Origin of the sequence: Sphingomonas sp. Leaf10 (assembly GCF_001421245.1) — a bacterium.
Classification (GTDB): domain Bacteria; phylum Pseudomonadota; class Alphaproteobacteria; order Sphingomonadales; family Sphingomonadaceae; genus Sphingomonas.
On record NZ_LMKE01000001.1, the window covers coordinates 1 to 24903 of the forward strand.

At 66.0% G+C, this 24903-nt stretch carries 23 protein-coding genes; 16 read left to right on the top strand and 7 right to left on the bottom strand.

The window, feature by feature from the left end:
* The first annotated feature begins 134 nt into the window (after nucleotides 1–134).
* The 3 genes from ASE59_RS00005 (at nucleotide 135) to ASE59_RS00015 (ending at nucleotide 3408) form a co-directional block, all read left to right on the top strand.
* Nucleotides 135–1001 (top strand): NAD(P)-dependent oxidoreductase, encoded by an 867-nt coding sequence (locus tag ASE59_RS00005; RefSeq protein ID WP_056450523.1) that lies wholly within the window; start codon nucleotides 135–137, stop codon nucleotides 999–1001.
* Nucleotides 998–2671: an amidohydrolase gene (locus ASE59_RS00010; protein ID WP_056450526.1), complete on the top strand. Its 1674-nt coding sequence runs from the start codon at nucleotides 998–1000 to the stop codon at nucleotides 2669–2671. Before ASE59_RS00005 ends, ASE59_RS00010 begins: the two co-directional genes overlap by 4 nt.
* Nucleotides 2672–2739: 68 nt before the next feature.
* On the top strand, nucleotides 2740–3408 hold the full coding sequence (locus tag ASE59_RS00015) for a L,D-transpeptidase family protein (RefSeq protein ID WP_056450529.1): 669 nt from the start codon (nucleotides 2740–2742) through the stop codon (nucleotides 3406–3408).
* Between the two features lie 86 nt (nucleotides 3409–3494).
* On the opposite strand, the gene ctrA is transcribed toward ASE59_RS00015, so the two are convergent.
* Together ctrA and ASE59_RS00025 are read right to left on the bottom strand one after the other, a co-directional pair.
* Entirely contained in the window at nucleotides 3495–4196 is a 702-nt protein-coding gene (ctrA, locus tag ASE59_RS00020; protein WP_056450531.1) for a response regulator transcription factor CtrA, read from the bottom strand.
* A 151-nt stretch (nucleotides 4197–4347) separates the two neighbouring features.
* Nucleotides 4348–5250 (bottom strand): LysR family transcriptional regulator, encoded by a 903-nt coding sequence (locus ASE59_RS00025; protein ID WP_056450534.1) that lies wholly within the window; start codon nucleotides 5248–5250, stop codon nucleotides 4348–4350.
* 92 nt (nucleotides 5251–5342) lie between these two features.
* On the opposite strand from ASE59_RS00025, the gene ASE59_RS00030 reads away from it, so the two are divergent.
* On the top strand, nucleotides 5343–6041 hold the full coding sequence (locus ASE59_RS00030) for a pirin family protein (RefSeq protein ID WP_056450537.1): 699 nt from the start codon (nucleotides 5343–5345) through the stop codon (nucleotides 6039–6041).
* Between the two features lie 19 nt (nucleotides 6042–6060).
* Nucleotides 6061–6663, top strand: coding sequence for an NAD(P)H:quinone oxidoreductase (wrbA, locus tag ASE59_RS00035; RefSeq protein ID WP_056450540.1), 603 nt, complete (start codon nucleotides 6061–6063; stop codon nucleotides 6661–6663).
* A 30-nt stretch (nucleotides 6664–6693) separates the two neighbouring features.
* On the opposite strand, the gene ASE59_RS00040 is transcribed toward wrbA, so the two are convergent.
* The gene (locus ASE59_RS00040; RefSeq protein WP_056450543.1) at nucleotides 6694–7416 is read right to left on the bottom strand and encodes a Crp/Fnr family transcriptional regulator; all 723 of its coding nucleotides are present in this window, start codon (nucleotides 7414–7416) and stop codon (nucleotides 6694–6696) included.
* 224 nt (nucleotides 7417–7640) lie between these two features.
* Between ASE59_RS00040 and ASE59_RS00045 the strand changes: the two genes are divergently transcribed.
* Nucleotides 7641–8639 carry a glycoside hydrolase family 43 protein gene (locus tag ASE59_RS00045; protein ID WP_156359802.1) on the top strand — a complete coding sequence of 333 codons (999 nt, stop codon included), beginning with the start codon at nucleotides 7641–7643 and terminating at the stop codon, nucleotides 8637–8639.
* Nucleotides 8640–8770: 131 nt separating this feature from the next.
* Here ASE59_RS00045 and ASE59_RS00050 read toward each other — a convergent pair whose 3' ends face one another.
* Nucleotides 8771–9550, bottom strand: coding sequence for a D-alanyl-D-alanine carboxypeptidase family protein (locus tag ASE59_RS00050; RefSeq protein ID WP_156359803.1), 780 nt, complete (start codon nucleotides 9548–9550; stop codon nucleotides 8771–8773).
* Between the two features lie 74 nt (nucleotides 9551–9624).
* Here ASE59_RS00050 and ASE59_RS00055 point away from each other — a divergent pair, with 74 nt between their 5' ends.
* The 4 genes from ASE59_RS00055 (at nucleotide 9625) to ASE59_RS00070 (ending at nucleotide 12416) form a co-directional block, all read left to right on the top strand.
* Nucleotides 9625–10278, top strand: a complete 654-nt coding sequence (locus tag ASE59_RS00055) for an RluA family pseudouridine synthase (RefSeq protein WP_056450549.1) — start codon at nucleotides 9625–9627, stop codon at nucleotides 10276–10278.
* A 1-nt stretch (nucleotide 10279) separates the two neighbouring features.
* Nucleotides 10280–10705, top strand: coding sequence for an alternative ribosome rescue aminoacyl-tRNA hydrolase ArfB (gene arfB, locus ASE59_RS00060; RefSeq protein WP_056450552.1), 426 nt, complete (start codon nucleotides 10280–10282; stop codon nucleotides 10703–10705).
* A gap of 59 nt (nucleotides 10706–10764) precedes the next feature.
* Nucleotides 10765–11247, top strand: a complete 483-nt coding sequence (locus ASE59_RS00065; RefSeq protein ID WP_056450555.1) for a GAF domain-containing protein — start codon at nucleotides 10765–10767, stop codon at nucleotides 11245–11247.
* A gap of 104 nt (nucleotides 11248–11351) precedes the next feature.
* Complete coding sequence (locus ASE59_RS00070) at nucleotides 11352–12416, top strand: RcnB family protein (protein WP_056450558.1); 1065 nt, start codon at nucleotides 11352–11354, stop codon at nucleotides 12414–12416.
* Between the two features lie 57 nt (nucleotides 12417–12473).
* Here the strand turns inward: ASE59_RS00070 and ASE59_RS00075 are convergent, their stop codons facing one another.
* Nucleotides 12474–13763 carry a M20/M25/M40 family metallo-hydrolase gene (locus tag ASE59_RS00075; protein ID WP_056452544.1) on the bottom strand — a complete coding sequence of 430 codons (1290 nt, stop codon included), beginning with the start codon at nucleotides 13761–13763 and terminating at the stop codon, nucleotides 12474–12476.
* A 411-nt stretch (nucleotides 13764–14174) separates the two neighbouring features.
* A complete protein-coding gene (locus ASE59_RS00080) occupies nucleotides 14175–14630 on the bottom strand; it encodes a universal stress protein (RefSeq protein WP_056450561.1) in 456 nt (151 codons plus the stop codon).
* Nucleotides 14631–14757: 127 nt separating this feature from the next.
* Between ASE59_RS00080 and ASE59_RS00085 the strand changes: the two genes are divergently transcribed.
* The 6 genes from ASE59_RS00085 to ASE59_RS18900 all read left to right on the top strand — a co-directional run bounded on the left by ASE59_RS00085 (nucleotide 14758) and on the right by ASE59_RS18900 (nucleotide 21329).
* Complete coding sequence (locus ASE59_RS00085) at nucleotides 14758–16116, top strand: pyruvate dehydrogenase complex dihydrolipoamide acetyltransferase (protein WP_056450564.1); 1359 nt, start codon at nucleotides 14758–14760, stop codon at nucleotides 16114–16116.
* Nucleotides 16117–16338 carry a hypothetical protein gene (locus tag ASE59_RS00090; RefSeq protein ID WP_056450567.1) on the top strand — a complete coding sequence of 74 codons (222 nt, stop codon included), beginning with the start codon at nucleotides 16117–16119 and terminating at the stop codon, nucleotides 16336–16338.
* Nucleotides 16325–16714: an acyl-CoA thioesterase gene (locus tag ASE59_RS00095; protein WP_056450570.1), complete on the top strand. Its 390-nt coding sequence runs from the start codon at nucleotides 16325–16327 to the stop codon at nucleotides 16712–16714. Before ASE59_RS00090 ends, ASE59_RS00095 begins: the two co-directional genes overlap by 14 nt.
* Before the next feature lie 64 nt (nucleotides 16715–16778).
* Nucleotides 16779–18191 carry a dihydrolipoyl dehydrogenase gene (gene lpdA, locus ASE59_RS00100; protein WP_056450573.1) on the top strand — a complete coding sequence of 471 codons (1413 nt, stop codon included), beginning with the start codon at nucleotides 16779–16781 and terminating at the stop codon, nucleotides 18189–18191.
* 65 nt (nucleotides 18192–18256) lie between these two features.
* A complete protein-coding gene (locus ASE59_RS00105; RefSeq protein WP_056450576.1) occupies nucleotides 18257–19678 on the top strand; it encodes a porin in 1422 nt (473 codons plus the stop codon).
* A 433-nt stretch (nucleotides 19679–20111) separates the two neighbouring features.
* Complete coding sequence (locus ASE59_RS18900) at nucleotides 20112–21329, top strand: serine hydrolase domain-containing protein (protein WP_156359804.1); 1218 nt, start codon at nucleotides 20112–20114, stop codon at nucleotides 21327–21329.
* A gap of 15 nt (nucleotides 21330–21344) precedes the next feature.
* On the opposite strand, the gene mfd is transcribed toward ASE59_RS18900, so the two are convergent.
* Complete coding sequence (gene mfd, locus ASE59_RS00115; protein WP_056450579.1) at nucleotides 21345–24803, bottom strand: transcription-repair coupling factor; 3459 nt, start codon at nucleotides 24801–24803, stop codon at nucleotides 21345–21347.
* Nucleotides 24804–24903 lie beyond the last annotated feature (100 nt).

The window sequence follows — 24903 nt, forward strand, 5'->3', positions numbered from 1 at the left end:
ATATTCCTCGCCAGAAAACGCCTGTTGAGTCCGAGGTGAACACTCCCCTTCCAGGGAGGGGAGTAAGGGGGAGCCGTATTTCCCACCACATCGCCTCTTTCCCATGACCTGTTAAGTCCATAGACCGCTGCCCCATGGCAAAACTCGCATTCATCGGCACCGGGGTCATGGGCGCGCCCATGGCCGGGCACCTCGTTTCCGCCGGCCATCAGGTCACCGTCTATAATCGCACCCGCGCCAAGGCGGAGGCATGGGCCGCGCAGCATGGCGGCGATGTTGCCGAAACGCCGGCTGCGGCGGCCGATGGGGCGGAGGCGGTGTTCGCCTGTGTCGGCAATGACGACGATCTGCGGCAGGTGACGCTGGGCGAGGACGGCGCGTTCGGTGCGATGCAGGCGGGCGCGCTGTTCGCCGATCATACCACCGTGTCGGCGGCGATCGCACGCGAACTGGCCGAGGCCGGGGCCGCGAACGGGCTGCTGGTGCTCGACGCACCGGTATCGGGCGGGCAGGCCGGGGCCGAGAATGGCAAGCTGTCGATCATGTGCGGCGGCACGCGGCAAGCCTTTGCGGCGGCGGAACCGCTGATGCAGGCCTATGCCCAGCGCATCGTCCATGTCGGCGATGCGGGCGCGGGGCAGACGACCAAGATGGTCAACCAGATCTGTATCGCGGGCGTGCTGGGTGGACTTTCCGAAGCGCTGCGGTTCGCACAGGCGTCCGACCTCGACCTCGACAAGGTATTGGAAGCGGTGTCGGGCGGCGCGGCGCAGAGCTGGCAGATGGTCAATCGCTGGCCGACCATGGCGCAGGACCAGTTCGATTTCGGCTTCGCGATCGACTGGATGCGCAAGGATCTGGGCCTCGCGCTCGACGAATCGCGGCGCAACGGCGCGACGCTGCCGGTGACGGCGCTGGTCGATCAATTCTATGCCGAGGTGCAGGCCATGGGCGGCGGGCGGCAGGATACCAGCGCGCTGGTGCGGAGGATCGCGAAATGATCCGCCATGCCCTGACCGTCGCGGCGCTGCTGCTCGCCGGCACCGCACAGGCCGATGGGCTGGTCGACAATATCAACGGCGTCGCGCTGGATTCGCAGGGGAAGGTGGTGCGCTTCGGAGGCATCCTGATCGACCGCGAGGGCAAGGTCGTGCGGTTGGTGCCCAAGGGCGAGAAGGCGCCGAAGAAGCTCGACTGGCGCAGCGACATGGGCGGGAAGACCGTGATGCCGGGCATGATCGACGCGCACGGCCATGTGATGTCGCTGGGCTATCGCGCGCTCGAACTCGACCTTTCGAACACCAAGTCGCTGGCTGACGCGCAGGCGGCGATCCAGTCCTATGCGCGCGGCAACGGCAACCGGCAGTGGATATTGGGCGGCGGCTGGAACCAGGAGGCATGGGGGCTGGGCCGTTTCCCGACCGCTGCCGAACTGGACGCGGCGGCAGGCGACAAGCCGGTGCTGCTGGAACGTGCCGATGGCCATGCGGTATGGGCGAACAGCGCGGCGATGAAGGCGGCGGGGATCACCGCGAAAACCGCCGCTCCGGCGGGCGGACGCATCGAATTGCTGCCGAACGGGCAGCCATCGGGCGTGTTCGTCGACAATGCCGCCAGCCTGTTCGACGCCGCCAAGCCCAGGCCCAGCCCACGCGAACGCAATGCCGCGTTCCTGAAGGCGCAGGACATGCTGTTATCGAACGGCATCACGGCGACCGCGGACATGGGTACCTCGGTCGACGACTGGCTGGTGTTCCGGCGGATGGGCGATATCGGCCAGCTGCGCGTGCGGATCATGAGCTATGGCGCGGGCCTCGAAACGGCGCTGACGGTCGCCGGGGCGGGGCCGACGCCGTGGCTCTATGGCGACCGGCTGCGCATGGGCGGGATCAAGCTGTACGCCGATGGCGCGCTGGGGTCGCGCGGCGCGTGGCTGAAGGCGCCCTATGCCGATGCGCCGCAGCAAAGCGGGCTGTCGTTCATCAACGATACGACGCTGCTCAACCTGCTGAGCCGGGGCACGATGGACGGGTTCCAGTTCGCGATCCATGCGATCGGCGACCGGGCGAACCGGCAGGTGCTCGACGCGATCGACGAACTGGCGGCGTCGTACAAGGACGATCGCCGCTGGCGGATCGAACATGCGCAGGTGCTCGATCCGGCCGATCTGCCGCGGCTGGGCAGGAACGGGATCATCGCGTCGATGCAGCCGGTCCATGCGACCGGCGACCGGACGATGGCCGAGGCGCGGCTGGGGCCGGCGCGGCTGACCGGGGCCTATGCATGGGCGACGGTGTTGCGCGATGGCGGTCGGCTGGCGTTCGGATCGGACTATCCGGTCGAGCATCCCAACCCGTTCATCGGCTGGGCGGCAGCGTTCACGCGCGAGGATGCGAACGGCCAGCCCCCGGGCGGGTGGCGGCCCGAGGAGAAGGTGACGCGGGAACAGGCATGGAAGGCGTTCACGCAGGATGCGGCGTTCGCCGGGTTCGCCGAGCAGCGCTTCGGGTCGCTGCTGCCGGGGCAGAAGGCGGATTTCCTGGTGGTCGATCGCGATCCGGTGGCGGGGAGCGCGGCGGATTTGCGCGCGACGAAGGTGATCGAGACATGGGTTGGCGGGTATAAGGCGTGGCCGCTCGACGAGAAGGCGAAGGCGGCGGCGGGGCGGTAAATCCTCCTTGGCACGGGGAGGATTTGGTAAGCGTAATGCTATAGGTCGGTCGTCGGATCGGAGGATCGATGCAGGTTGGTTGGCGGACCGGTTTAGGGATTGCGTTGCTGGTCGGGGTCGCGGGGGCGACCGCCGGCGGGGCGGCGTTGCTGCTTCGCGCCGAGCCGGCGGCGCCGCCGGTGCCGATCCGCGCCGATCCGGTGGCGAACGCGCCGGTCGTGCAGGCGAAGCCGATGCCTGCACCCGCAGCCGCGCCTTCACCGATCGCCCGGCCGGAAGCGATGGTCGTCCGCCGGGTGCTGCCGATCGACGGGCCGTTCACCCATGGCCGCTGGGTCTGGGACGAGGACGGCGCGCCTCCTGCGGGACCGCTGGTCGTCACCATCGACCTCGATGCGCAGGTGCTGTCGGTGTTCCGCGACGGCTATGAGATCGGCGCGGCGGTGGTGCTGTACGGGGCCGATTGGAAACCCACGCCGCTGGGTGCGCTGAAGATCACCGAAAAGGACGCCGACCATGTCAGCAACCTCTACGGCGCGCCGATGCCGTACATGCTGCGGCTGACCAATGACGGCATCTCGATCCATGGCAGCGACGTGCAGGAAGGCGCGGCGACGCATGGCTGTATCGGCGTGCCGACCGCGTTCGCGAAGAAGCTGTTCGCGGTGGCGCGGCTGGGCGACCGCGTCATCATCACCAACGGCAAGCGGTTGGCGATGGGCGGGGCGATTACGTAACGTCGGCGGGGTTTCGTCCGGCCCCGAAACGAACATGCCCCGGCATTTGCCAGGGCATGTCGGAAATCGGGGTTGGTACGCGATCGTCAGGCGACCGCGGCTTCGCCCATTTCGTCGGGTTCGCGAAGCACATAGCCGCGGCCCCAGACGGTCTCGATATAATTCTCGCCTTCGCAGGCCATGCTGAGCTTCTTGCGCAGCTTGCAGATGAAGACGTCGATGATCTTGAGTTCCGGTTCGTCCATCCCGCCATAGAGATGGTTGAGGAACATTTCCTTGGTCAGCGTGGTGCCCTTGCGCAGCGACAGCAGCTCGAGCATCGCATATTCCTTGCCCGTCAGGTGAACGCGCGCGCCGTCGACGTCAACCGTCTTGGCATCGAGGTTCACCGAGAGCTTGCCGGTGCGGATCACCGACTGCGAATGCCCCTTCGACCGGCGGACGACGGCGTGGATGCGGGCGATCAGTTCCTCGCGGTGGAACGGCTTGGTAACATAATCGTCGGCGCCGAAGCCGAACGAGCGGACCTTCGAATCCATTTCGTCGATGCCCGACAGGATCAGCACCGGCGTCTGCACCCGCGCCACCCGCAGCTTCTTCAGCACGTCGTAGCCGTGCATGTCGGGCAAGTTCAGGTCGAGCAGGATAATGTCGTAATCATACAACTTGCCCAGATCGAGGCCTTCTTCGCCCAGATCGGTCGTGTAGATATTGAACCCTTCGGTCGTGAGCATAAGCTCGATCGCCTTGGCGGTCGTCGGCTCGTCTTCGATCAACAGCACGCGCATGGGCAGTCCCCGGTTTCGCGGCACGCGTCCATATCTGCGCGCGACCAAAACATTAACGTAAACACCTCTGAACGCAAAAGGTTAATTTCTGACTAATGGAAAACGTTCCGTGAAATCCGTTGGTTAAAAACATTGCGGCTGCGGCCGCAGTCTAACCACGCGGACAGGCGCTGCGGAAGCGGTTGGAAAGAAAGTCGATAAGTACCGCAACCCGCGCCGGGCGCAACGTACCGGGCGGGGTCAGCAGATGCAACGCGACCGCACCGTTCGACCAGTCGGGCAGCACCGGTTCGAGCAGACCGGCATCGATATCGGCATCGACCAGGAAATCGGGCAGGCGCGCGACGCCGAGACCGAGACGCAGCGCGGGCAACATCGCCTCGCCATTGTTCACCGCCAGCGGGCCGCCGGGGCGGACGGTCACTTCCTCCTCGCCACGCCGGAAATGCCAGAGCGGGTTGGGCAGGTTGGTGTAGCGGAAACAGGCGTGGCGACCGAGATCGGCGGGATGGGTCGGGCGGCCATGGTCCTGCCAGTAGCCGGGCGCAGCGACGATGCGGACCGCCACTGGACCCAGCCGCCGCGCGCGCAGCGAACTGTCGGGCAGTTCGGCGATGCGCAGCGCGATGTCGATGCCGTCGGCGACGATGTCGACCTTCGCATCGGACAGGGTCAGGTCGATCTCGACGCCGGGGTTGGCCTTCAGGAATTCGGCGATGGCGGGCGCGACATGGGTCTGGCCGAACGACATGGGTGCGGCGACGCGGACCAGCCCGGTCGGCGCGGCGGCGGCATCGCGCGCCTGCTCCTCCGCCGCCTGCGCCTCGGCAAGAATGCGGCCGGCGCGTTCGGCCAGCGACTGGCCGGCGTCGCTCAGCGTCAGGCGGCGCGAGGTGCGGTGGAACAGGGTGGTGCCGAGCGACGCCTCCAGCCGGGCGACGGCCTTCGACACCGTCGCCTTCGACACGCCGATCGACTGGGCGGCGGCGCTGAACGAGCGATGCTCGACGACGCAGGCGAACATCGCCCAGGCTTCGAAATCGGGGAGCCGCATATATCCTCCGCTGCGAAACGATCGGTTTCCGACGTTTCCATTTACGTCATGATCGCGGCGCTTATCTTGGGGGTCAAGCAAGGAGATCGTCGATGATCGACAAACGTGACTTCACCAGCCTGGGCCATGCCGATCACGGATGGCTGAACGCCCGCCATCATTTCAGCTTCGCCAATTATTACGACCCCAAGCGGATGGGTTGGGGCGCGATCCGGGTGTGGAACGACGACGAGATCGGCGCGAACAGCGGCTTCCCGCCGCATCCGCACAAGGACATGGAAATCATCACCTATGTCCGTTCCGGCGCGATCACCCATCAGGATTCGATGGGCAACAAGGGCCGGACGGCTGCGGGCGACGTGCAGGTGATGAGCGCCGGCACCGGGGTCCGCCACGCCGAATATAATCTGGAAGCCGAAACCACGCGCATCTTCCAGATCTGGATCGAGCCGCGTCAGAAGGGCGGCGCGCCGGCATGGGGTGCCAAGCCGTTCCCGAAGGGCGAACGGTCGGGCAAGTTCGTGACGCTGGCGAGCGGTTTCGGCGAGGATGACGATGCGTTGCGCATCCGCGCCGATGCCCGCGTGCTGGGCGCGACGCTGAAAGCCGGCGAAAGCGTGGAACATAGCGTAGGCGCAGGGCGTCACGCCTATCTGGTCGCGGCAACCGGCGCGATCACCATCGACGGCGTCGCCTTCGAGGCGCGCGACGGCGCCGCGCTGACCGGCGGGCAGACCGTCACCATCACCGCGACCAGGGACGCCGAAATCGTCCTGGTCGACAGCGAATAACCAACGGGAGTATCGCCGCATGACCAAGGTATTGGTGCTATATTATTCGTCCTACGGGCATATCGCGAAGATGGCCGACGTCGTTGCCGAAGGTGCCCGTTCGGGCGGCGCGGAGGTCGATGTCCGCCGGGTCCGTGAGACGGCGCCCGATGAGGTCGCCAAGTCGGCGGGCTTCGTCGTCGCCGATCATCACGAACTGCTGACCGATCCCAACGAACTGACCAACTATGATGCGATCATCGTCGGTACCGGCACCCGCTACGGCCGGATGTCGAGCCAGATGGCCGCGTTCTGGGACACGACCGGTGGCGTTTGGGCCAAGGGCGGTCTGGTCGGCAAGATCGGCGGTGCCTTCACCTCGACCGCGACCCAGCATGGCGGGCAGGAGACGACGCTGTTCTCGATCATCACCAATCTGATGCACCACGGGCTGACCATCGTCGGGCTCGATTATGGCTATGAAGGCCATACCGGGCTGGACGAGGTGAATGGCAGCACGCCCTATGGCGCGTCGACGATCGCGGGTGGTGACGGCAGCCGTCAGCCGACCGAGATCGAACTGGGCGGTGCCCGGCATCAGGGCAAGCGGATCGCCGAACTGGCGGCGAAGGTGTTCGGGTAAGAGGGATGGGGCGGCCTGAGGGTCGCCCCGTCACGCCGGCGTGCGCGCGTCGAGATGCAGGTAGCGCGGATCGAACTCGGCCGCGTCCTGCAACGCGTCGACGTCATGGATGGTCAGTTGGCGTCGGTTGGTCGAGATCAGCCCCTCCGCCCGCATCCGTTGCAAGACGCGGTTCACATGGATCGGGGTGATACCCAGCGTGTCGCCCAGTTGTTCCTGCGTTACCGGCAGGTCGAAGGTGCCATCGCGCGCCAGGTCGACCTGACACATCCGCAACCACATCTCGCAGAACAGATGCGCCATGCGCGTATAGGAATCGCGCTGGGCGACGTTGACCAGCCATTCGCGCGAAATCGCTTCGTCGACCAGCGCCGACCACCAGAAGCCGCGGGCCAGCGCGGGATAGCGATCGGTCAAGTCGAGGATCACCTGTTTCGGGATCGCCGCGACCCGCGCATCGCCGAGCGCGCGGATCGAATGGTCCATCTCTTCGAAGATGAAGATATGCGGATCGCACAGGTCGCCGGGGATAAGATAGGCGAGAATCTGACGCTTGCCGTCGGGCAGATCCTTGTAGCGGCAGGCCCAGCCATCGAGCAGCAGAAACACCTGTTCGGAACGATCGCCGACCCGGATCAGGTCGCGTCCGGCCCGGATGTCGAAGGTGTTGCGGCATAACCGGTCGAGGGCGTCAGCATCGTCAGGGGAAAAATTGGCCAAGCTTGCCAGTTTTTGGGTCAGCGGATTGGACATTGCATCCTCCTGTCGGATCGGCCGCCGATCACTCGGTCCGCAGCATACCAATTAATCCAAGTAAGTTATATGCAATTGGTTCCGTCATCCCCGCGACGCGGGCGGGACGCGCGGCGAAGCGAATGGCGCTTTTCAAGGCGCTTCTGTCGCGACTGCATCAGGTAGTTGGATTGTTAGCGCTATCGGTTATCATCGCCGCAAAAGAATCTTGATGGGAGAGACGGATGCGGACGTTCGGTTGGTGGCAGACCATGGCATTGGCGGGCGCAATGGCGAGCATTTTGCCGGCGCAGGAACGGACCGCGCCGGTAGCAGGCAGCAATCCGATCATCCGCGACAAGTTCACGGCCGACCCCGCACCGCTGGTCGTCGGCGACCGGCTGTATCTGTATGTCGGGCATGATCAGGCGCAGCGGGACGAGATGTTCAACATGCGCGAGTGGCTGGTCTATTCGACCACCGACATGCGGCATTGGACCGACCATGGCCCGATCATGAAGGTCGCCGATTTCAAATGGGCGAAGGCCGATGCCTGGGCCAGCCAGACGATCTTCAAGAACGGCAAATACTGGTTCTATGCCGCGGTCGAGCACGACAATACCCATCCGGGCAAGGCGATCGCGGTCGCGGTGTCGGACAAGCCGACCGGGCCGTTCGTCGATGCCAAGGGATCGGCGCTCATCACCAACCAGATGACGCCCAAGGGTACGCATAGCTGGGAGGATATCGACCCGACCGTCTTTACCGACAAGGACGGGACGACGTGGATCGCATGGGGCAACCGCCAATGCTATATCGCCAAGCTGAAGCCCAACATGATCGAGATCGACGGGCCGATCACCGAAATCACCCCGCCGCATTTCGAGGAGGGGCCGTGGCTGCACGAGCGCAACGGCACCTATTATTTGACCTACGCCTCGCTCGACCGGTCGAAGCATCGCGATGAGCGCGTATCCTATTCGACGGCGCCGTCGATCAAGGGGCCGTGGACCTATCGCGGCGAGCTTACCGGCTCGGGGAAGTACAGCTTCACCATCCATCCGGGGATCGCACAGTTCAAGGGTGACTGGTATCTGTTCCTGCACAATGCGACGCTGGCGATCGGCGACATGAACGGGGCGATCGGGCGCAGGGCGGTGACGGTCGAGCGGCTCTATTACAATGCGGACGGGACGATGAAGCCGGTGGTGCAGACCGATGCGGGGGTGACGGCGGCGAAGTAGCTACGCTGTCGCAAGATATCGTCATTCCCGCGTAGGCGGGAATCCATAGACGCTGACGTTCGCGGTTGATCCGAAGCGTTGGAGGCTATGGGTTCCCGCCTGCGCGGGAACGACGATGGAGTGTCCTTCCCTCAGTCGACCTTTGGCTCAGCCGGAAACCGTGTGCGAGCCGTCGCGAACATGGTTCTTGCTGGAACGGCACCAGCCTCGTTCGCCGACGTGCCGACCCAGCGCCAGTGCCACGGCTCCCATTTCACCTGCTGCCGGTTGCCCGCCGGGAATGACATTTCGAAGCCGAAGCGGGCGGCGTTGGCGCGGAGCCAGCGGCCGGCGGGGGTGGCGCCGAAACACCCCTCCGCATCGCAGGCGGGCGCGGTCGCGCTGCCGAAGTCGATGACGTAACCGGTCGAATGTTCACTGAAGCCCGGCGGGGCGGAGGCCCATGCGCGTTCGGCGAAGCTGCCCGATCCGTCGGGACCGATCCCGCCGCAAAAGGTCAGCTGCTGGAGCGCGACCGAGCGGTGGCACGATACCGCGCGGAGCGTGCCGGCGATCGCAGGATCGGCATCGGCTGCGGCAAGCAGGCGGGTGAGGTCTGGCAGCATCGCAGGGTGGATCTTGCACGACGCCCCGAGCGCGGGCGGGGCTTCGACCAGCGCAGTTGCCGGCATGTCGGGATAGGGGAAATGATTGAACAGGCGGCCGTCGGCGGTGCGCTGCACGGTGCCGCGACCGCAGAGCGCGACCGGGCCGGTGACAGGGGCTGGCGGCGGTGGTGCGACGGCTGGCGGCGGCGTGAGTGGAATCGCGACCGGCGTCGGCGTGGTGACCGGCACAGCGGGTTGTCGGACTGCGGGTGCGCAGGCGGCAAGTGGCGGCAAGATACAGGCAAGGACGAAGGATCGACGCACGATGGTCTCCGGCTGGGGCGGTCGACCGCGCGAGCGCACTGGCACGGCGTCGACAACGATGGCAAGGGAGGGAAATGCTCGACGACCTAGTCCTGTTCATCGACGGCGAAGCGATCGTCCTCGACAAGCCCGCCGGCCTGCCGGTCGATCCGCCGCGTGACGGATCACCCAGCATCGTCGCGCGCGCCGACGAACTGCGCTTCACCTTTCAACGCGAACCGACGCCGGTGCACCGGCTCGACCGCGATACCAGCGGCTGCCTGCTGCTGGCCCGCAATCCCAAGGCGCATGCGAGGTTCCAGCAGGCGTTCGAGCAGGGGCGGGTGACCAAACGCTATCTGGCGATCCTCAATGGTATTCCAAAGGGGGAATCGGGCGAGATCGACATGGCGCTGGCGAAGGTCAGCAGCGTCGAGGAAGGCTGGCGGATGGTCGGCGATGCGAAGGGCAAGCCGGCGCGGACCAACTGGCGCGTGGTGCGGACGGTCGGCGACCGCGCGTTGGTCGCGTTGTTCCCGGAAACGGGGCGGACCCACCAGATTCGCGTCCACATGGCCGAGGGGCTGGGCTGTCCGGTGGCGGGTGATCCGGTCTATGGCCAGGGTGGACGGAGCGGCATGTTGCTGCATGCCGCCGGGCTGATGGTGCCGCGCGACAACAAGGCCGCGATCGACGTAACCGCGCCCTGGCCGCGCAGCTTCGTCGCGGCGGGGTTCGACGAAATCTAAGGTGCCGCGCATTGCGATCACCCGGTCGATTTCGATCGATAGCGGCGAACTGGTCGAAAGCTTCACCCGCGCATCGGGGCCGGGCGGGCAGCATGTCAACACGACCGACAGCGCGGTGCTGTTGCGCTTCGACGTGGTCGCATCGCCTGGGTTGCCGGAGGCGGTCAAGCACCGGCTGGCGGTGCTGGCGGGATCGCGGCTGACCAAGGACGGGGTGCTGACGCTGCGCGCCGACGCGTCGCGATCGCAGGAGATGAACCGGCGCGAGGTGCGCGAGCGGCTGTTCGAGCTGATCCGCGAGGCGACGATCGTGCCGAAGAAGCGTCGCGCGACCAAGCCGACCAAGGCGTCGCAGGTGCGGCGGGTCGATGCGAAGAAGGGGCGGTCGCAGGTGAAGGCGGGGCGGGGCAAGGTGCGGTTGGATTAGATTCTACCTGCGAGCGCGGAGGATTGGAACGTGGCTGCGTTCCGCCTACATCGCGGGGCATGTACCAGTTCGACATTTCCGCCGGCGCCAACGGCGACCTGTACCGCGACCTGCTCGGCGCGCTCGATGCGCTGACTGGCGATGAGAGCGATGCGATCGCCAATATGGCCAATGCATCGGCGCTGCTGATGCAATATCTGCCCGACCTGAACTGGGCGGGGTTTTACCGGCTGGTCGGGGACGAACTGGTGCTCGGGCCGTTTCAAGGCAAGGCGGCGTGCATCCGCATCGCGATGGGGCGGGGGGTGTGTGGCGCCGCCGCGGCATCGCGCAAGAGCCAGTTGGTTGCCGACGTCCATGCCTTTCCGGGGCACATCGCCTGCGATGCCGACAGCCGCAGCGAACTGGTCGTGCCAATCGTCGTCGGCGAGCGGTTGATCGGTGTGCTCGATCTCGACAGTCCGCTGCCGGGCCGGTTCGATGACGCCGATCGGGCGGGGTGCGAGGCGCTGGTCGCGTTGCTGGGACCACGGATCGCTTGACCCGGCGCGGGACGGGCGGCGCGTAGGCGGTGGATTGGCCGGGAACCGGGCGGCGTGATAGGGTTTCGATCTTCTGTCTTGCCGTTCAGGGAGTTTGTCGGCCGATGCGAACGCCGTTCTTTGCCGCCGCTGTCGCGCTGCTTGCTACGTCCGGTCTGACGACGGGGGCAGCGCAAGCGCAACGCGTGGGGCAAGCGCCCGAGGCACTGCCGCGCGGACCGGCGGTTCAGGCCGGCGCGCCGCGCGTGAACCTGCCCGGACCGCGCTGGGGCGGGAAGGTGCGCGGGCGTTGGGTCGGCGGCCAATATGCGCCGGGTGGCTGGGCAGCGTATCGCCCGCCGGTGCGCGGATGGGTGCTGCCGCGCTATTGGGTGGCACCGAGTTTCTTCGTTCAGGACTGGTCGGCATACGGGCTGACCCGGCCGCAGTCCGGCTATGGCTGGTATCGCTATTATGATGATGCCGTGCTCGCCGATCGCGACGGGCGGGTGTACGACGTGCGCAGCGGGCTCGACTGGGATGCGCGCGACGATGGGCGCTATGTCCGCGACGATCGCGCCTATGAACGCTATGCCGCCGAGCGACGCGACGACGGTGTCGGCGGCGCGGTGATCGGCGGAGTCGCCGGGGCAGTCGCCGGTAACGTCATCGCCGGGCGCGGCAACCGGCTGGGCGGTACGGTGTTGGGGGCGGGGGTCGGCGCATTGGCCGGGACCGCGATCGATCGGGCCGAGGATCGCCGCGCTGCGCCGCCGCCGCCGCCGCCCGGTTATGGCGCGGACTATCCGATGCCGTATGAAGACGTGCCGATCGCGCCGGACGACGGGTATGACGACGGCTTCGACGACATGCCGGTCGCACCCGATGTGGTGTTCGGTCCGATGCGCGAACAGGTACAGCCGATCGGACCGCCGCCGCCGCCGCGTACGCGCTATGTCGAGCGGCACATCGGCGCGGCCCCGGTCGCGCGCAGCTATACGACGACGACCACGACCACCGAAGGTCCGGAGGCGGGCTATATCGCCAACGGCTATTACTATCCGCCGCGTACGGTGACGACGGTGACGGTCGAGCATCCGCCTGTGGTCACCACGACGACCGAGGAGGTCGTGACCTACCCACCGCAGGCGTCGCGGCGGGTGGTTCGTTCGAAGACGTTGCGGCGGTAAGCGTTCTCGACGGTCGCTTCTCGACAGGCTCGAAGCTGCTCGAACCGAACGGGAAGCCTAGCGCGGCGGGCGGCCGGCGAACGTTGGTACGCTCTCTGCTCCGCTGGCCGATAGGGATGATACCGCGACGAAGTGATCGTCGACGATGACGCCCTTCAGCACCGCCTCCGCGCCGGTCACGTCGCGCTGGTCGGTCCAGTCCTGCGCATCGTTGCGCCGCCAGCGGACGCGATAGCCGGCCGCATTGGGGACCGGTGACCAGCGCACCGTCGTATCGGTCGATAGCGCGCCGTCGATCGACGCGGTGACGGGCGCGGCGGGAGCAACGGCGAGGCGGGCGATGGTGGCGACGTTCAGCGCGGTGACCTTGGCCAGATATTGGAAGTCCATCCGGTCGATCGTGTCGCCGTACACCCGGCCGCTTTCGGTCCGCAGATCCTGATGCTGCGCGTCGTAATTCTCGACCCCGACCGAGAAGCGGATCGCGGGATAGCCGAGCTTGAGAAAGGGTTCGTGATCGCCGCCGCGCCCGAGGCGGTCGGGGCGCCGGTCGAGAAACGCATCGACGCCGCCGGGCAGGGTCTTCGCCACGGCATCGACCGTCTTGGCAAGCGCGCGCGACGGGCCGTCATCCTCGCCGCCGGCGGCACGGCGGGCGATCTGCTGTTCGATCGATTCGGAGGCACGAATGCCTTCGGAAAAGACACGGACGCGGTCGGCGACGCGGCGGCCGTCCTGTCCGACGGTGTTGCCGACGATGTCGTTGTTGAGGACGGCGGTGACGTTCCAGCCCTTTTCCCTGGCGGTGTCGGCGAGCAGTTGCGCGCCCCACAGCCCCTGTTCCTCGCCCGACAGCGCGGCATAGACGATGGTCGCGTCGAATTTTTCCTTCGACAGGATGCGCGCCGCCTCCAGCACCAGTGCTACGCCCGAGGCATCGTCGTTTGCGCCGGGGGCGTCGCTGGTCGCGTTCATCACGTCGCTGACCCGACTGTCGATATGGCCCATGACGATCACGACTCGGCGCGGATCGCGACCCTGTTGGAAGCCGAGCACGTCGACGACGTTCACGCCCTGCGGCGCGCGCGGGCCGGTAAAGCCGCGCGCGATGTTGGCGACGGTGATGCAATCGCCACAATCGCGTCCGATTCGGGTCAGTTCATTGGCGAACCATCGGCGGGCCGCACCGATGCCACGCGTCGGATGATCGGGATCGGACGCGGTATGCCGGGTGCCGAAGCTGACCAGTTTGGCGACGTCCGCACGCAGCCGGTCAGGCTTGGGCAAGTCGCGGGCCGGGGCGGCGGTAGCAAACAACAGGGCGGGAAGGAACAGAATCTGGCGCATTTGCGGGAGGATGCCGCCTTCCGCGCGGCGGCTCAACTGGTTTCGCCAGATACCCATCGCTGCCGAAAACCCATCGTTCGAATGGGTGAAATTGCTTAAAACGAATGTTTGGTTTCGTTTTTTGCAATTGCTAACTGGTCGGGTGCGGTGCACAACGACTGTGCCTTTCAGGCATCCTCTCCTAAAACTTTTACAGGGTCGGCCTTGCCGGCCCTTTTTTTTGTGCGCCGACCGCGCTAACGCGCCCTCACCAGCGCTGCGCTGAATTATAAGAGAGGACGCTGCCGGACATCCGGCGAACAGCAGCAGCCCGCGGGGGATCGAGCGCGACGCAAAGCGCGGCTCTCCCCCGCACGGTACTTTCCATGTTGCACATTGGCCGACCGAAGCTGAACGCCGGCTGTCCGGCGATCAACTCAGGCGATCGATGCCCTCGCGGTCGAGACTGCCGGGGATGATCATCAGCGGCACGGGCAGGGCGCCGGCATCGGTGCCGGCGAAGTGGGTGACCAGCGGTCCGGGCGATCCGGTGGCGGCGGCCCCCAGCACCAGTGCGGCGATATCGGGATTGGTGGCGATCATCTCACGAACGATTCGCGGACCGTCGCCCGTGCGCACGGTCAGATGCGGTTGCAGACCCGATTCGGCGATCAGCGTGCCTGCGGCTGCCTGCACCAGTGCCTCGGCGCGTTCGGTCGCTTCCTCCTCGATCGTCGCCTGCACCCCGCCCCATGGCGCGAATTCCTGCGGCTCGACCAGCGCCAGCACCTCGACGCCGCCATTGGTCTTGACCGCACGGCGTGCGGCAAAGCGGAGCGCGACCGCGCTTTCGGGGCTTTCGTCGACGACGACCAGATATGTCCGCATGATAACCTCGCCTTAAGCGATCGTTCATGCGCCGGTTACGCAGCGTCGTGCAAGCTGTACCGGGGCTTGACCCGGAGCCGCCCGGCGGCGAAGAGGCGCGACGAGCCTGAGAGGACCACTCTGCCCCATGCCGATCGAGATCAAGATGCCCGCCCTGTCCCCCACCATGGAAGAGGGGACGCTGGCCAAATGGCTGGTGAAGGAAGGTGACACCGTCAAATCCGGTGACATCATGGCGGAAATCGAAACCGACAAGGCGACGATGGAATTCGAAGCCGTCGACGAAGGTACGATCGGCAAGGTGCTGGTTGCCGAGGGCACCGACAATGTGAAGGTCGGCGCGGTCATCGCGATCCTGCTCGAAGAGGGCGAGGACGCATCGGCCATCGACGCCGCGCCCAAGAAAGCGGAAACGCCCGAGCCTGCCGACGATCAGTTCAAGGGCAAGCCCGATCCGACCGATCCGAACAAGACCGGCAGCGAAGCCGCGCCGGCTCCGGCAGGAACGTCGGACCATGGTCGTCCGGCCGGTGCCGGTGCTGCGCAGAGTGACGGTGGCCGCGTGAAGGCCAGCCCGCTGGCGCGTCGCATCGCCGCCGACAAGGGCCTCGAACTGTCGGACATCGCCGGCAGCGGCCCGAACGGCCGCATCGTCAAGGCCGATGTCGAGAATGCCAAGCCCGGTGCCGCGAGCGCGCCGAAGGCCGAGGCTGCTGCGGCCGCACCAAGCGCGGCGGCTGCGCCCGCTCCGGCGGCGGAAGCGCCCAAGCCGGCGGCCGTCTGGTTCGACGATTCGATCCCGCACACCGTCGAAAAGCTGTCGAACATCCGCAAGACGATCGCGCGTCGCCTGACCGAATCGAAGCAGCAGGTGCCGCACATCTATCTGACGGTCGATATCCGTCTCGATGCGCTGCTCAAGCTGCGCGGCGATCTGAACAAGTCGCTCGACGCACGTGGCGTAAAGCTTTCGGTCAACGACCTGCTCATCAAGGCGCTGGGCGTCGCGCTGGAAAACAGCCCGAAGTGCAACGTCACCTTCCTCGGCAACGAAATGGTGCAATATTCGCGCGCCGACGTGTCGGTAGCGGTGTCGACGCCGACCGGCCTCATCACCCCGATCATCCGCGACGCCGCCAACAAGGGCGTGGCGAAGATCAGCACCGAGATGAAGGACCTGGCCGGCCGCGCCAAGGAGAACAAGCTGAAGCCCGAGGAATATCAGGGCGGTACGGCATCGCTGTCGAACATGGGCATGTTCGGCATCAAGCAGTTCGAAGCGGTCATCAATCCGCCGCAGGGCATGATCCTCGCGGTCGGTGCCGGTGAGAAGCGCCCGTACATCGTCGACGACGCGCTGGGTGTCGCGACCGTCATGACCGCGACCGGCAGCTTCGACCACCGGGCGATCGATGGTGCGGACGGTGCGCAGATGCTCAAGCTGTTCAAGGCGCTGGTGGAGTCGCCGCTCGGCCTGATCGCGTAAATGCGCGCGCGGCTGCTGACCGAGATCGCGCATGTCGCCGCCGGGGTTGCGGCGGCATGGGCGATCGGGTCGCTGTCGGCATGGTCCTATCCGCTGGGACGGCGTGATATCTGGACGGTGACATGGGTGGCGATGGCGATCGTCATCGTGCTGGGCATTCGGCAGGTGCAGCGCGCCATGGCCGAGGAACGTGCCAAGGGGGGCATGGATGGTCGAGAATAATGCCGTGCCACCGGTCGGGCAGCCTGCGCTACGTGTTACCGCGATGCCCGCCGATACCAATCCTTACGGCGATATCTTCGGCGGCTGGATCATGTCGCAGATGGACATGGCGGCCGGGCTGGTCGCGGCACGCCATTCCAAGGGGCGGGCGGTGACAATCGCCGTCGACGCGATGCAATTCTATGCGCCGGTCGCGGTCGGTGACGAGGTGTCGGTCTATACGGATATGGTAAAGGTCGGACGCACGTCGATGACGATCGAGGTCGAGGCATGGCGCCGCGACCGCTTCGGCGAGGCGGTCGACCGCGTGACCCAGGCGCGGTTCGTGTTCGTCGCGATCGACGAGGATCGCAAGCCGCGGGCGGTCGTGGGCTGAAGACGATCCTGCTGCAACAATCATGGCTGCTCGACCGGGCAGCATCGAGCGAAAAGGTAAAGTGATGGCTGAATCTTACGACCTGATCGTGCTCGGCTCCGGCCCCGGCGGCTACGTTGCCGCGATCCGCGCGAGCCAACTGGGCCTGAAGGTAGCGATCGTCGAGCGCGAGCGGCTGGGCGGCATCTGCCTCAACTGGGGCTGTATCCCGACCAAGGCGCTGCTGCGGTCGGCTGAAATCTATCATTACATGATGCACGCCGCCCAATACGGCCTGTCGAACGAGAAGCCGTCCTTCGACCTCGCCAAGGTGGTCGATCGCAGCCGCAAGGTCGCCGGGCAGCTGAACGCCGGCGTCAAGGGGCTGATGAAGAAGAACAAGGTAGCGGTGCACGAGGGCGTCGGCACCATCACTGCGAAGGGCAAGCTGAGCGTCAAGCAGGGCGACAAGACCACCGAGCTGGATGCCAAGCACATCATCATCGCGACCGGTGCGCGTGCCCGCGACCTGCCGTTCGCAAAGGCCGATGGCGCCAAAATCTGGACGTACCGTCACGCGATGGTGCCGCCCGAAATGCCGACCAAGCTGCTGGTCATCGGTTCGGGCGCGATCGGCGTCGAGTTCGCGAGCTTCTACAACGACATGGGCGCCGACGTCACCATCGTCGAGATGCTCGACCGGATCATGCCGGTCGAGGACGCCGAAGTCAGCGAGTTCATGCACAAGGCGCTGACCAAGCAGGGCATGACGATCAAGACCAAGTCGGGTCTGGAAAAGCTGGAAGCGACCCCGGCGGGCGTGAAGGCCGCGATCAAGGGGCCGGACGGCAAGGTCGAACAGGTCGAGTTCAGCCACGCGATCGTCGCGATCGGCATCGTGCCCAATACCGAAAATATCGGCATGGAAGCGCTGAAGATCGAGGCCGAGCGCGGCCACATCAAGACCGACGGCTATGGCAAAACCAATGTCGACGGCATCTGGGCGATCGGCGACGTGACGGGTGCGCCGTGGCTGGCGCACAAGGCGAGCCATGAGGGCGTGATCGCCGCCGAAGCCATCGCCAAGGCGCTGGGCAACAAGGACGTTCATCCGCACGCGATGGACAAGAACAACATCCCCGGCTGCACCTATGCCCGTCCGCAGGTCGCCAGCGTCGGCTTTACCGAGGCGAAGGCCAAGGAAGCGGGCTACAGCGTCAAGGTCGGCAAGTTCCCGTTCATCGGCAATGGCAAGGCGATTGCGCTGGGCGAGGCGGAAGGCTTTGTGAAGACGGTGTTCGACGCCAAGACCGGCGAGCTGCTGGGCGCGCACATGGTCGGTGCGGAAGTGACCGAGATGATCCAGGGCTATGTCGTCGCCCGTCAGTTGGAGACGACCGAAACCGAACTGACGCAGACGGTGTTCGCGCATCCGACGATTTCCGAATCGATGCACGAGTCGGTGCTCGCGGCCTATGGTCGGGCGATCCACATCTGATCGTCATCGCACCGTCATAAAGACGACTTGACCCGCGCCATTGCGCAGCGCCATGGCGCGGGTCCATGAAGTATCTCCTACCAGCGGCGGTCGCCGCGTCGTCCGTGGTCGTGACCCCTGCGTCGGCGCAGACGGTGCAGGAGCTGCAACGGCAGATCGACGAATTGAAGGCGGTCATCGCCGAGATGAAGGCCGCGCAGGCGACGGCCGCCAAACCGCCGGTGATCGCCGACGTGCCGGCGCTCGCTGCCGCGTCCGAGAAGCCGCAGCGGGCCGCCGAAGCGCCGGCACCGGCCATTCCGGCAGCCGCTGCGAACACCCCGACCCAGGTCGCTACGACGCCGACCCAGTCCAAACGCTGGTACGATCGCATCCGCATTCGCGGCTATACCCAGTTGAGGTTGAACGAGATCATCGCCGGCGACCGGACCGCGTCCGCAGGTCTCGCACGGCTGCGGTCGGTGCATGACAGTGGCATCGGCGACAATACCGGCTTCACCTTCCGCCGGATTCGCCTGATCCTGCAGGGCGATTTGGGCGATCGGGTGTCGTTCTATCTCCAACCCGATTTCGCGACCGCGGTGTCGAGCCAGTCGGTCGGCGAGCGGCGCGAAGGGTTCCTGCAACTGCGCGACGCCTATTTCGACGCGTTCCTCGACCGCGACAAGCGGTTCCGGCTGCGTTTCGGCCAGTCGAAGGTGCCGTTCGGGTGGGAGAATATGCAGTCGTCGTCGAACCGGCTGACGCTCGACCGCAGCGACGCGATCAATAGCGGCGTGCCGAGCGAGCGCGATATCGGGGTCGTCGCCTATTATACTCCGAGCCATGTCGAGGATATATGGGAGCGGCTGACAGAGGACGGGCAAAAGCTGTTCGGCAATTACGGCGCGTTCGGTGTTGGGCTGTATAACGGGCAGGGCACCAATCGCGAGGAAGCGAACGACGCGGTAATGGCGGTGGCGCTGGCGACATGGCCGTTCGAGATCGGGGGCAAGCAGGTGCTGGAGGTCGGGGGCAGCGCCTATACCAACCGCGTCCAGCCCGAAATCCGTACCGGCGGGGTCAGCCCGGTCGCGTTCGCCGACGACCGGATCGGGCTGCACGCGATCCTGTATCCGCAGCCTTTCGGGTTGCAGGCCGAATGGATTTGGGGGCGGGGGCCGGAATATGATCCGGTGCTGCGCGGCATCACGACGAGGTCGCTGTACGGCGGCTATGTGCAGGGCACGGCGCGGGTGCGGCAGTCGCCGGTCGGGCCGTTCATGCCCTATGTCCGTTGGCAGACCTATCGCGGCGGATGGAAGGCGGCGGTCAACGCACCCCGTCTGGAGACCGACGAGGTCGAACTGGGCATCGAGTTCCAGCCGGTACCCGCGCTGGAATGGACGATCGCCTATGCGCGGATGGAGCGGGCCGAGGCCGACGAGCGGCGCGCGGGCCGCGCCGAGGGCGATGTGTTCCGGACGCAGTTACAGCTGAATTATTAGGGTTTTTGACCAGGCAGCGGCCAAAGTTCACAAAGTTCACACTCATGGCGGTTTTGCGCGTGACGGGAGGGGCGGTGTCAAAGAGCACGAGGGAGTACCCCGCGTACCGCATTTTGCAGGACGCAGCGTTTTAGGAAAGCCCGCATGCGCTCGAGCGTGATGACATGGTTGCGACCCGTCGGGATTGCGCCTGGGCGGTTGCCGGCAAGGAAGGACGCGCAGCGCGGGCTGTCGGCCCGGGCAAGCTTCCTGACGACGTCCGGCGAGCGCCCAGGCGCAACCGCTTAGCGGCGGGCGAAAATGACCGCGTGGCGGCGTCCCTCGTCGGTCACGGGGGCAAAGCCCCGCTCCCTCCTCGCTCCTTGCCACGCAGTCATTTTCGCTCCGTCACGACGGGTCAAAACCATGTCATCACGCTCTAGTTATCCATCCGATGATCGGCTTTTGTCAGCCAGGACGGGAAGTCGGTGACCACAGGATGGTGACGGCGTACGAACGTTCTTGGTCGGTGACGGGAGATGATATGTTTTCGGTGTCCAGACGTACCGTTCTTGCCGCGCCATGCTTGGGAGCGCTCGCGACGTCTGCGGTCGGCGGCGCTTCAGTGCCACCGGGCGATCCGCTTGCCGGGTTGCCGGCATGGATGGAACTGGCATCCGTGCCGGGCGTGAGTTGGGCGGTGGTGAACGCCGCGGGCGGCATTTCGCATGGGGCGGCGGGCTACGCCAAAGCGAGCGGCGTGCCCGCGACGGTGGATACGTTGTTCGAGGCAGCGTCGTTGTCAAAGGCCGTCTTGGCGGTTGCCGTCCATGATTTGGTGCGCGTCGGATTGATCGACCTTGACCGGCCGGTCGGGGCGTATGTGTCGTTCAGCGACGATATCCGGACTCGTACGATAACGGCGCGACACCTGCTTTCGCACACCAGCGGACTGCCCAATTGGCGCGACGAGGCGGACGAGGGACTGAAAAGCGCATTCGTTCCCGGCACGAAATTCCGATATTCCGGCGAAGGCTATGTGCTGCTCGGTCGTATGGTCGAGGTCGTTACCGGTCAGACCGCAGCGCAGGTCGTCGAGACCCGCGTTCTGCGACCGGCAGGAATGCATCGCAGTACCTATGGCTGGCCCCGCGGCACCGAACCTGCCGTTGCATGGGCGCACGACGGCAGTGGCGCAGTCCTTGCCGATCAGGGTCCGGCAGCTTTCGCCATCCGCCGGGACGCCGGACCGTCGACACCTGTCGACCGTTGGACGCAGGCTGAACGCGAAAAGGCCGCTGTCGCGTTGGGCAGACCCGCCATGCCGATCTTCATGACGCCCAACATGGCAGCCGGACTATGGACGACGGCGGGTGATTACGCCCGGTTCCTGATCTTTGCGCAGCGCTACCCGGAGCTGTCGACGCCGACGATACCGGTCCGCGGAACGCTGGACTGGGGTTTGGGATGGGGGTTGGAGCGTGGCACAGGGCAGTCGTTCGCATGGCATTGGGGTGCGAACGATGGTGTTGCCAATCTATTCGCCGTCGATTTGGCGTCGCGGGCGGCGATCGTCGTCCTTACCAACGGCGATAGTGGGCGCAGGGTGTATGAACGTGCCGCACGTTCCCATTTTTCGCGCGAGTTCGATGCGTTCGCTTGGCTGAGTTGAGGGTCGCTCCCGCCGCTACCCCGCCGCCTTCGCCAGCCCGCGCGAGATCTGGAGCGCGGCGTTCAGTCGTGCCTGTGGGTCGGCGAAGCTGCGGCTGATGACCAGTTTCATGTCGGGGCGAAGTTTTGCGGTGCCGGCCAGTTTGTCGACATAGGCGAGCAGCCCTTCGACACTGGGGAACTTGTCCTCGTGGAAGCTGACGATCGCGCCCTTTGCGCCGACGTCGATCTTGGCGACGCAGGCCTTTTTGGCGTTCAGTTTCGCCTCGATCAGTTGCAGCAGATTGGCGGTGGCGACCGGGAGCTTGCCGAAGCGGTCGATCAGTTCGGTGGCGAAGGCGTCGATGCCGGCGCGGTCCTCGACATCGTTCAGGCGGCGGTAGAGGCCCATGCGCAGGTCGAGGTCGGGGACATAATCCTCCGGGATGAGGATCGGCGCGTCGACGGTGATCGCGGGTGAGAAGTCCTTGGGCTTGTCGTCGCGGAGACCCCCGGCCTTGGCGTCGAGGATCGCTTCCTCCAGCATCGACTGGTAGAGTTCGAAGCCTACTTCCTTGATATGGCCCGATTGTTCGTCGCCGAGCATGTTGCCAGCGCCGCGAATGTCTAGGTCGTGGGAGGCGAGCTGGAAACCGGCGCCCAGCGATTCGAGGTCGGACAGCACCTTCAGCCGCTTTTCCGCCGCCTCGCTGACCAGCCGTTCGGGGGGCGTGGTCATGTACGCATAGGCGCGGGTCTTCGACCGGCCGACGCGGCCGCGAAGCTGGTAAAGTTGCGCCAAACCGAACTTGTCGGCGCGGTTGATGATGAGCGTGTTGGCCGACGGAATGTCGAGGCCGGATTCGACGATGGTGGTCGAGACGAGCAGGTCGTAGCGCTTGTCGTAAAAGGCCGACATGCGTTCCTCGACCTCGCTCGGTGCCATCTGGCCGTGGGCGACGACGTAGCGGATTTCGGGGACTTCCTCGGTCAGGAACTTCTCGATATCGGGCAGGTCGGCGATGCGGGGGGTGACGAAATAAGCCTGTCCGCCGCGATAATGTTCGCGCAGCAGCGCCTCGCGCAGCACGACCGGGTCCCATGGCATGATGTAGGTGCGGACCGCGAGGCGATCGACCGGCGGCGTCTGGATCACCGACAATTCGCGCAGGCCCGACATCGCCATTTGCAACGTGCGCGGGATCGGCGTGGCGGTGAGCGTCAGGACATGGACGTCGGCCTTCATCGCCTTCAGCCGTTCCTTGTGCGTCACGCCGAAGCGCTGTTCCTCATCGACGATGACGAGGCCCAGGCGCTTGAAGTCGACCTGTTTGGACAGCACGGCATGGGTGCCGACGACGACGTCGATCGTGCCGTCGGTCAGGCCGTCGCGCACCTTCTTCGCCTCGGTCGCGGTGACGAGGCGACTGAGGCGGCCGATTTCCAACGGGAAGCCTTCGAAGCGGGCCTTGAAGTTGTTGTAATGCTGGCGGGCGAGCAGGGTCGTGGGACACACGATCGCGACCTGCATCCCGGCCATGGCGGCGACGAAGGCAGCGCGGAGCGCGACCTCGGTCTTGCCGAAGCCAACATCGCCGACGACTAACCGGTCCATCGGGCGGCCCGCGCCGAGATCGTCGAGGACGTCGGCGATAGCGCGGTCCTGATCGTCGGTTTCTTGATACGGGAAACGGTCGACAAAGGCGGGATAGCCGCCGCTGTCGGGTTCGGCGACGTCGGCGGGGCGCATGGCGCGCTTGGCGGCAGTGGCGATTAGGTCGCCCGCGATCTCGCGGATGCGATCCTTCATCCGCGCCTTGCGACGCTGCCATGCCTCGCCGCCGAGACGGTCGAGCGATGCCCCTTCCTCGCCCGCGCCGTAGCGCGACAGGACCTCGAGGTTCTCGACGGGGACGTAGAGCTTGTCGCCGCCGGCATATTCGAGCTGGACGCAGTCGTGCGGGGCTTTCGCCACCGGCACCTGCGTCAGCCCGACATAGCGGCCGATGCCGTGGTCGGCGTGCACCACCAGGTCGCCGGGAGACAGGGTGGCGAGTTCCTGCAGGAAGGCGTCGGTATTCTTGCGGCGCTTGGCGCGGCGGACGAGGCGGTCGCCGAGCATGTCCTGTTCGGTCAGCACCGCGACGTCGGCGGCGGTGAAGCCGTGGTCGAGGGGGAGGACGACGAAGGAGACGGTCGATTTCGCGCCGCCCAGCGCCTGTTGCCATGTCTCGACGGTCGAGACGCCCGTCAGGTCGTGATCGGCGAGCAGGCCCATCAACCGTTCGCGCGCGCCCTCCGAATAGCTGGCGAGGATCGGCTTGCGGCCCTGTTTGCGCAGCGCGGCGATGTGGTCGACGACCGCTTCGTAGATGTTCGCCTGTTGCGTGCGTTCGGGGGTGAAGTCGCGCGGGCCATCGACTTCGAAATCGACCGACGTGGTGCTGTCGGGGGCGTGGAAGGGCGTGACCTGATGTGTGGCGGTGTCGGACAGGCGATCGGCCCATTCTTCCGCCGACAAATAGAGCGCGGCGGGGAGCAGCGGGCGATAGCTGCCCGGATCATTGGTCTGCGCGCGGACACGGTTGGTGTGATAGTCGGCGATCGATTCGAAACGCTGTTCGGCGGCAGCGGGGACGCCCGCGTCGCGGACGATGACGGTGTCGGGCGAGAGGTGGTCGAAGAAGGTTTCGAGGCGCTCTTCGAAAAAGGGCAGCCAATGTTCCATGCCCGACAGGCGGCGGCCGTCGCTGATCGCCTGATAAATGGGGTCGCCGGTCGCGGTCGCGCCGAATTTCTCGCGGTAGCGGGTGCGGAAACGCTTGATGGAGTCTTCGTCGAGCAGCGCTTCGGAAGCGGGCAGGAGGGTGAAGCCGTCGACGCGCCCGGTGGTACGCTGGTCTTCTGGAGAGAAGGTGCGGACGGTTTCGATCTCGTCGCCGAAGAAGTCGAGGCGCAGGCCGGAGTCGGAGCCGGACGGCCACAGATCAACGAGGCCGCCGCGTACCGCGAATTCGCCCGCGTCGTGGACGGTATCGACGCGGTTATAGCCATTGGCTTGCAGGAGCGCGGAAAGGCGGGGAAGCGAGATGCGCTCGCCCGGCGCGAGGCGCGCGACCAGTTGGCGGATGCGGAACGGGGTCAGCGTGCGCTGGGTCGCGGCGTTGACGGTGGTGACGATCAGGCGGGGGCCTTTGGCCTTGCCCTGTAGCGTGTGGAGGGCGGACAGACGCTCCGCCATCGAGCGCAGCGTCGGGCTGGCGCGGTCATAGGGCAGGCAATCCCATGCCGGGAATTGCAGGACCGAAAGGTCGGGGGCGAAGAAGGGCGCGGTGGTCGCGATGGCGCGCATCGCTGCTTCGTCGGGGGCGATGTAGACGAGGTCGCCCTTCGCACCGCGGGCGAGGTCGGCGAGGAGGACGGGGAGGAAGCCGGCGGGTACGCCAGCTAGAGTCAGCGAGCGGGGGGCGGACAGGATCTTGGAGAGGTCGGGCATTTTTTACCTTTAGCCCTCTCCCCTTCAGGGGAGAGGGTTGGGAGAGGGGGAGTGCGGGACGGCCGTTGTGGCATTCCCCGCTCCCCGGCCCTCTCCCCTG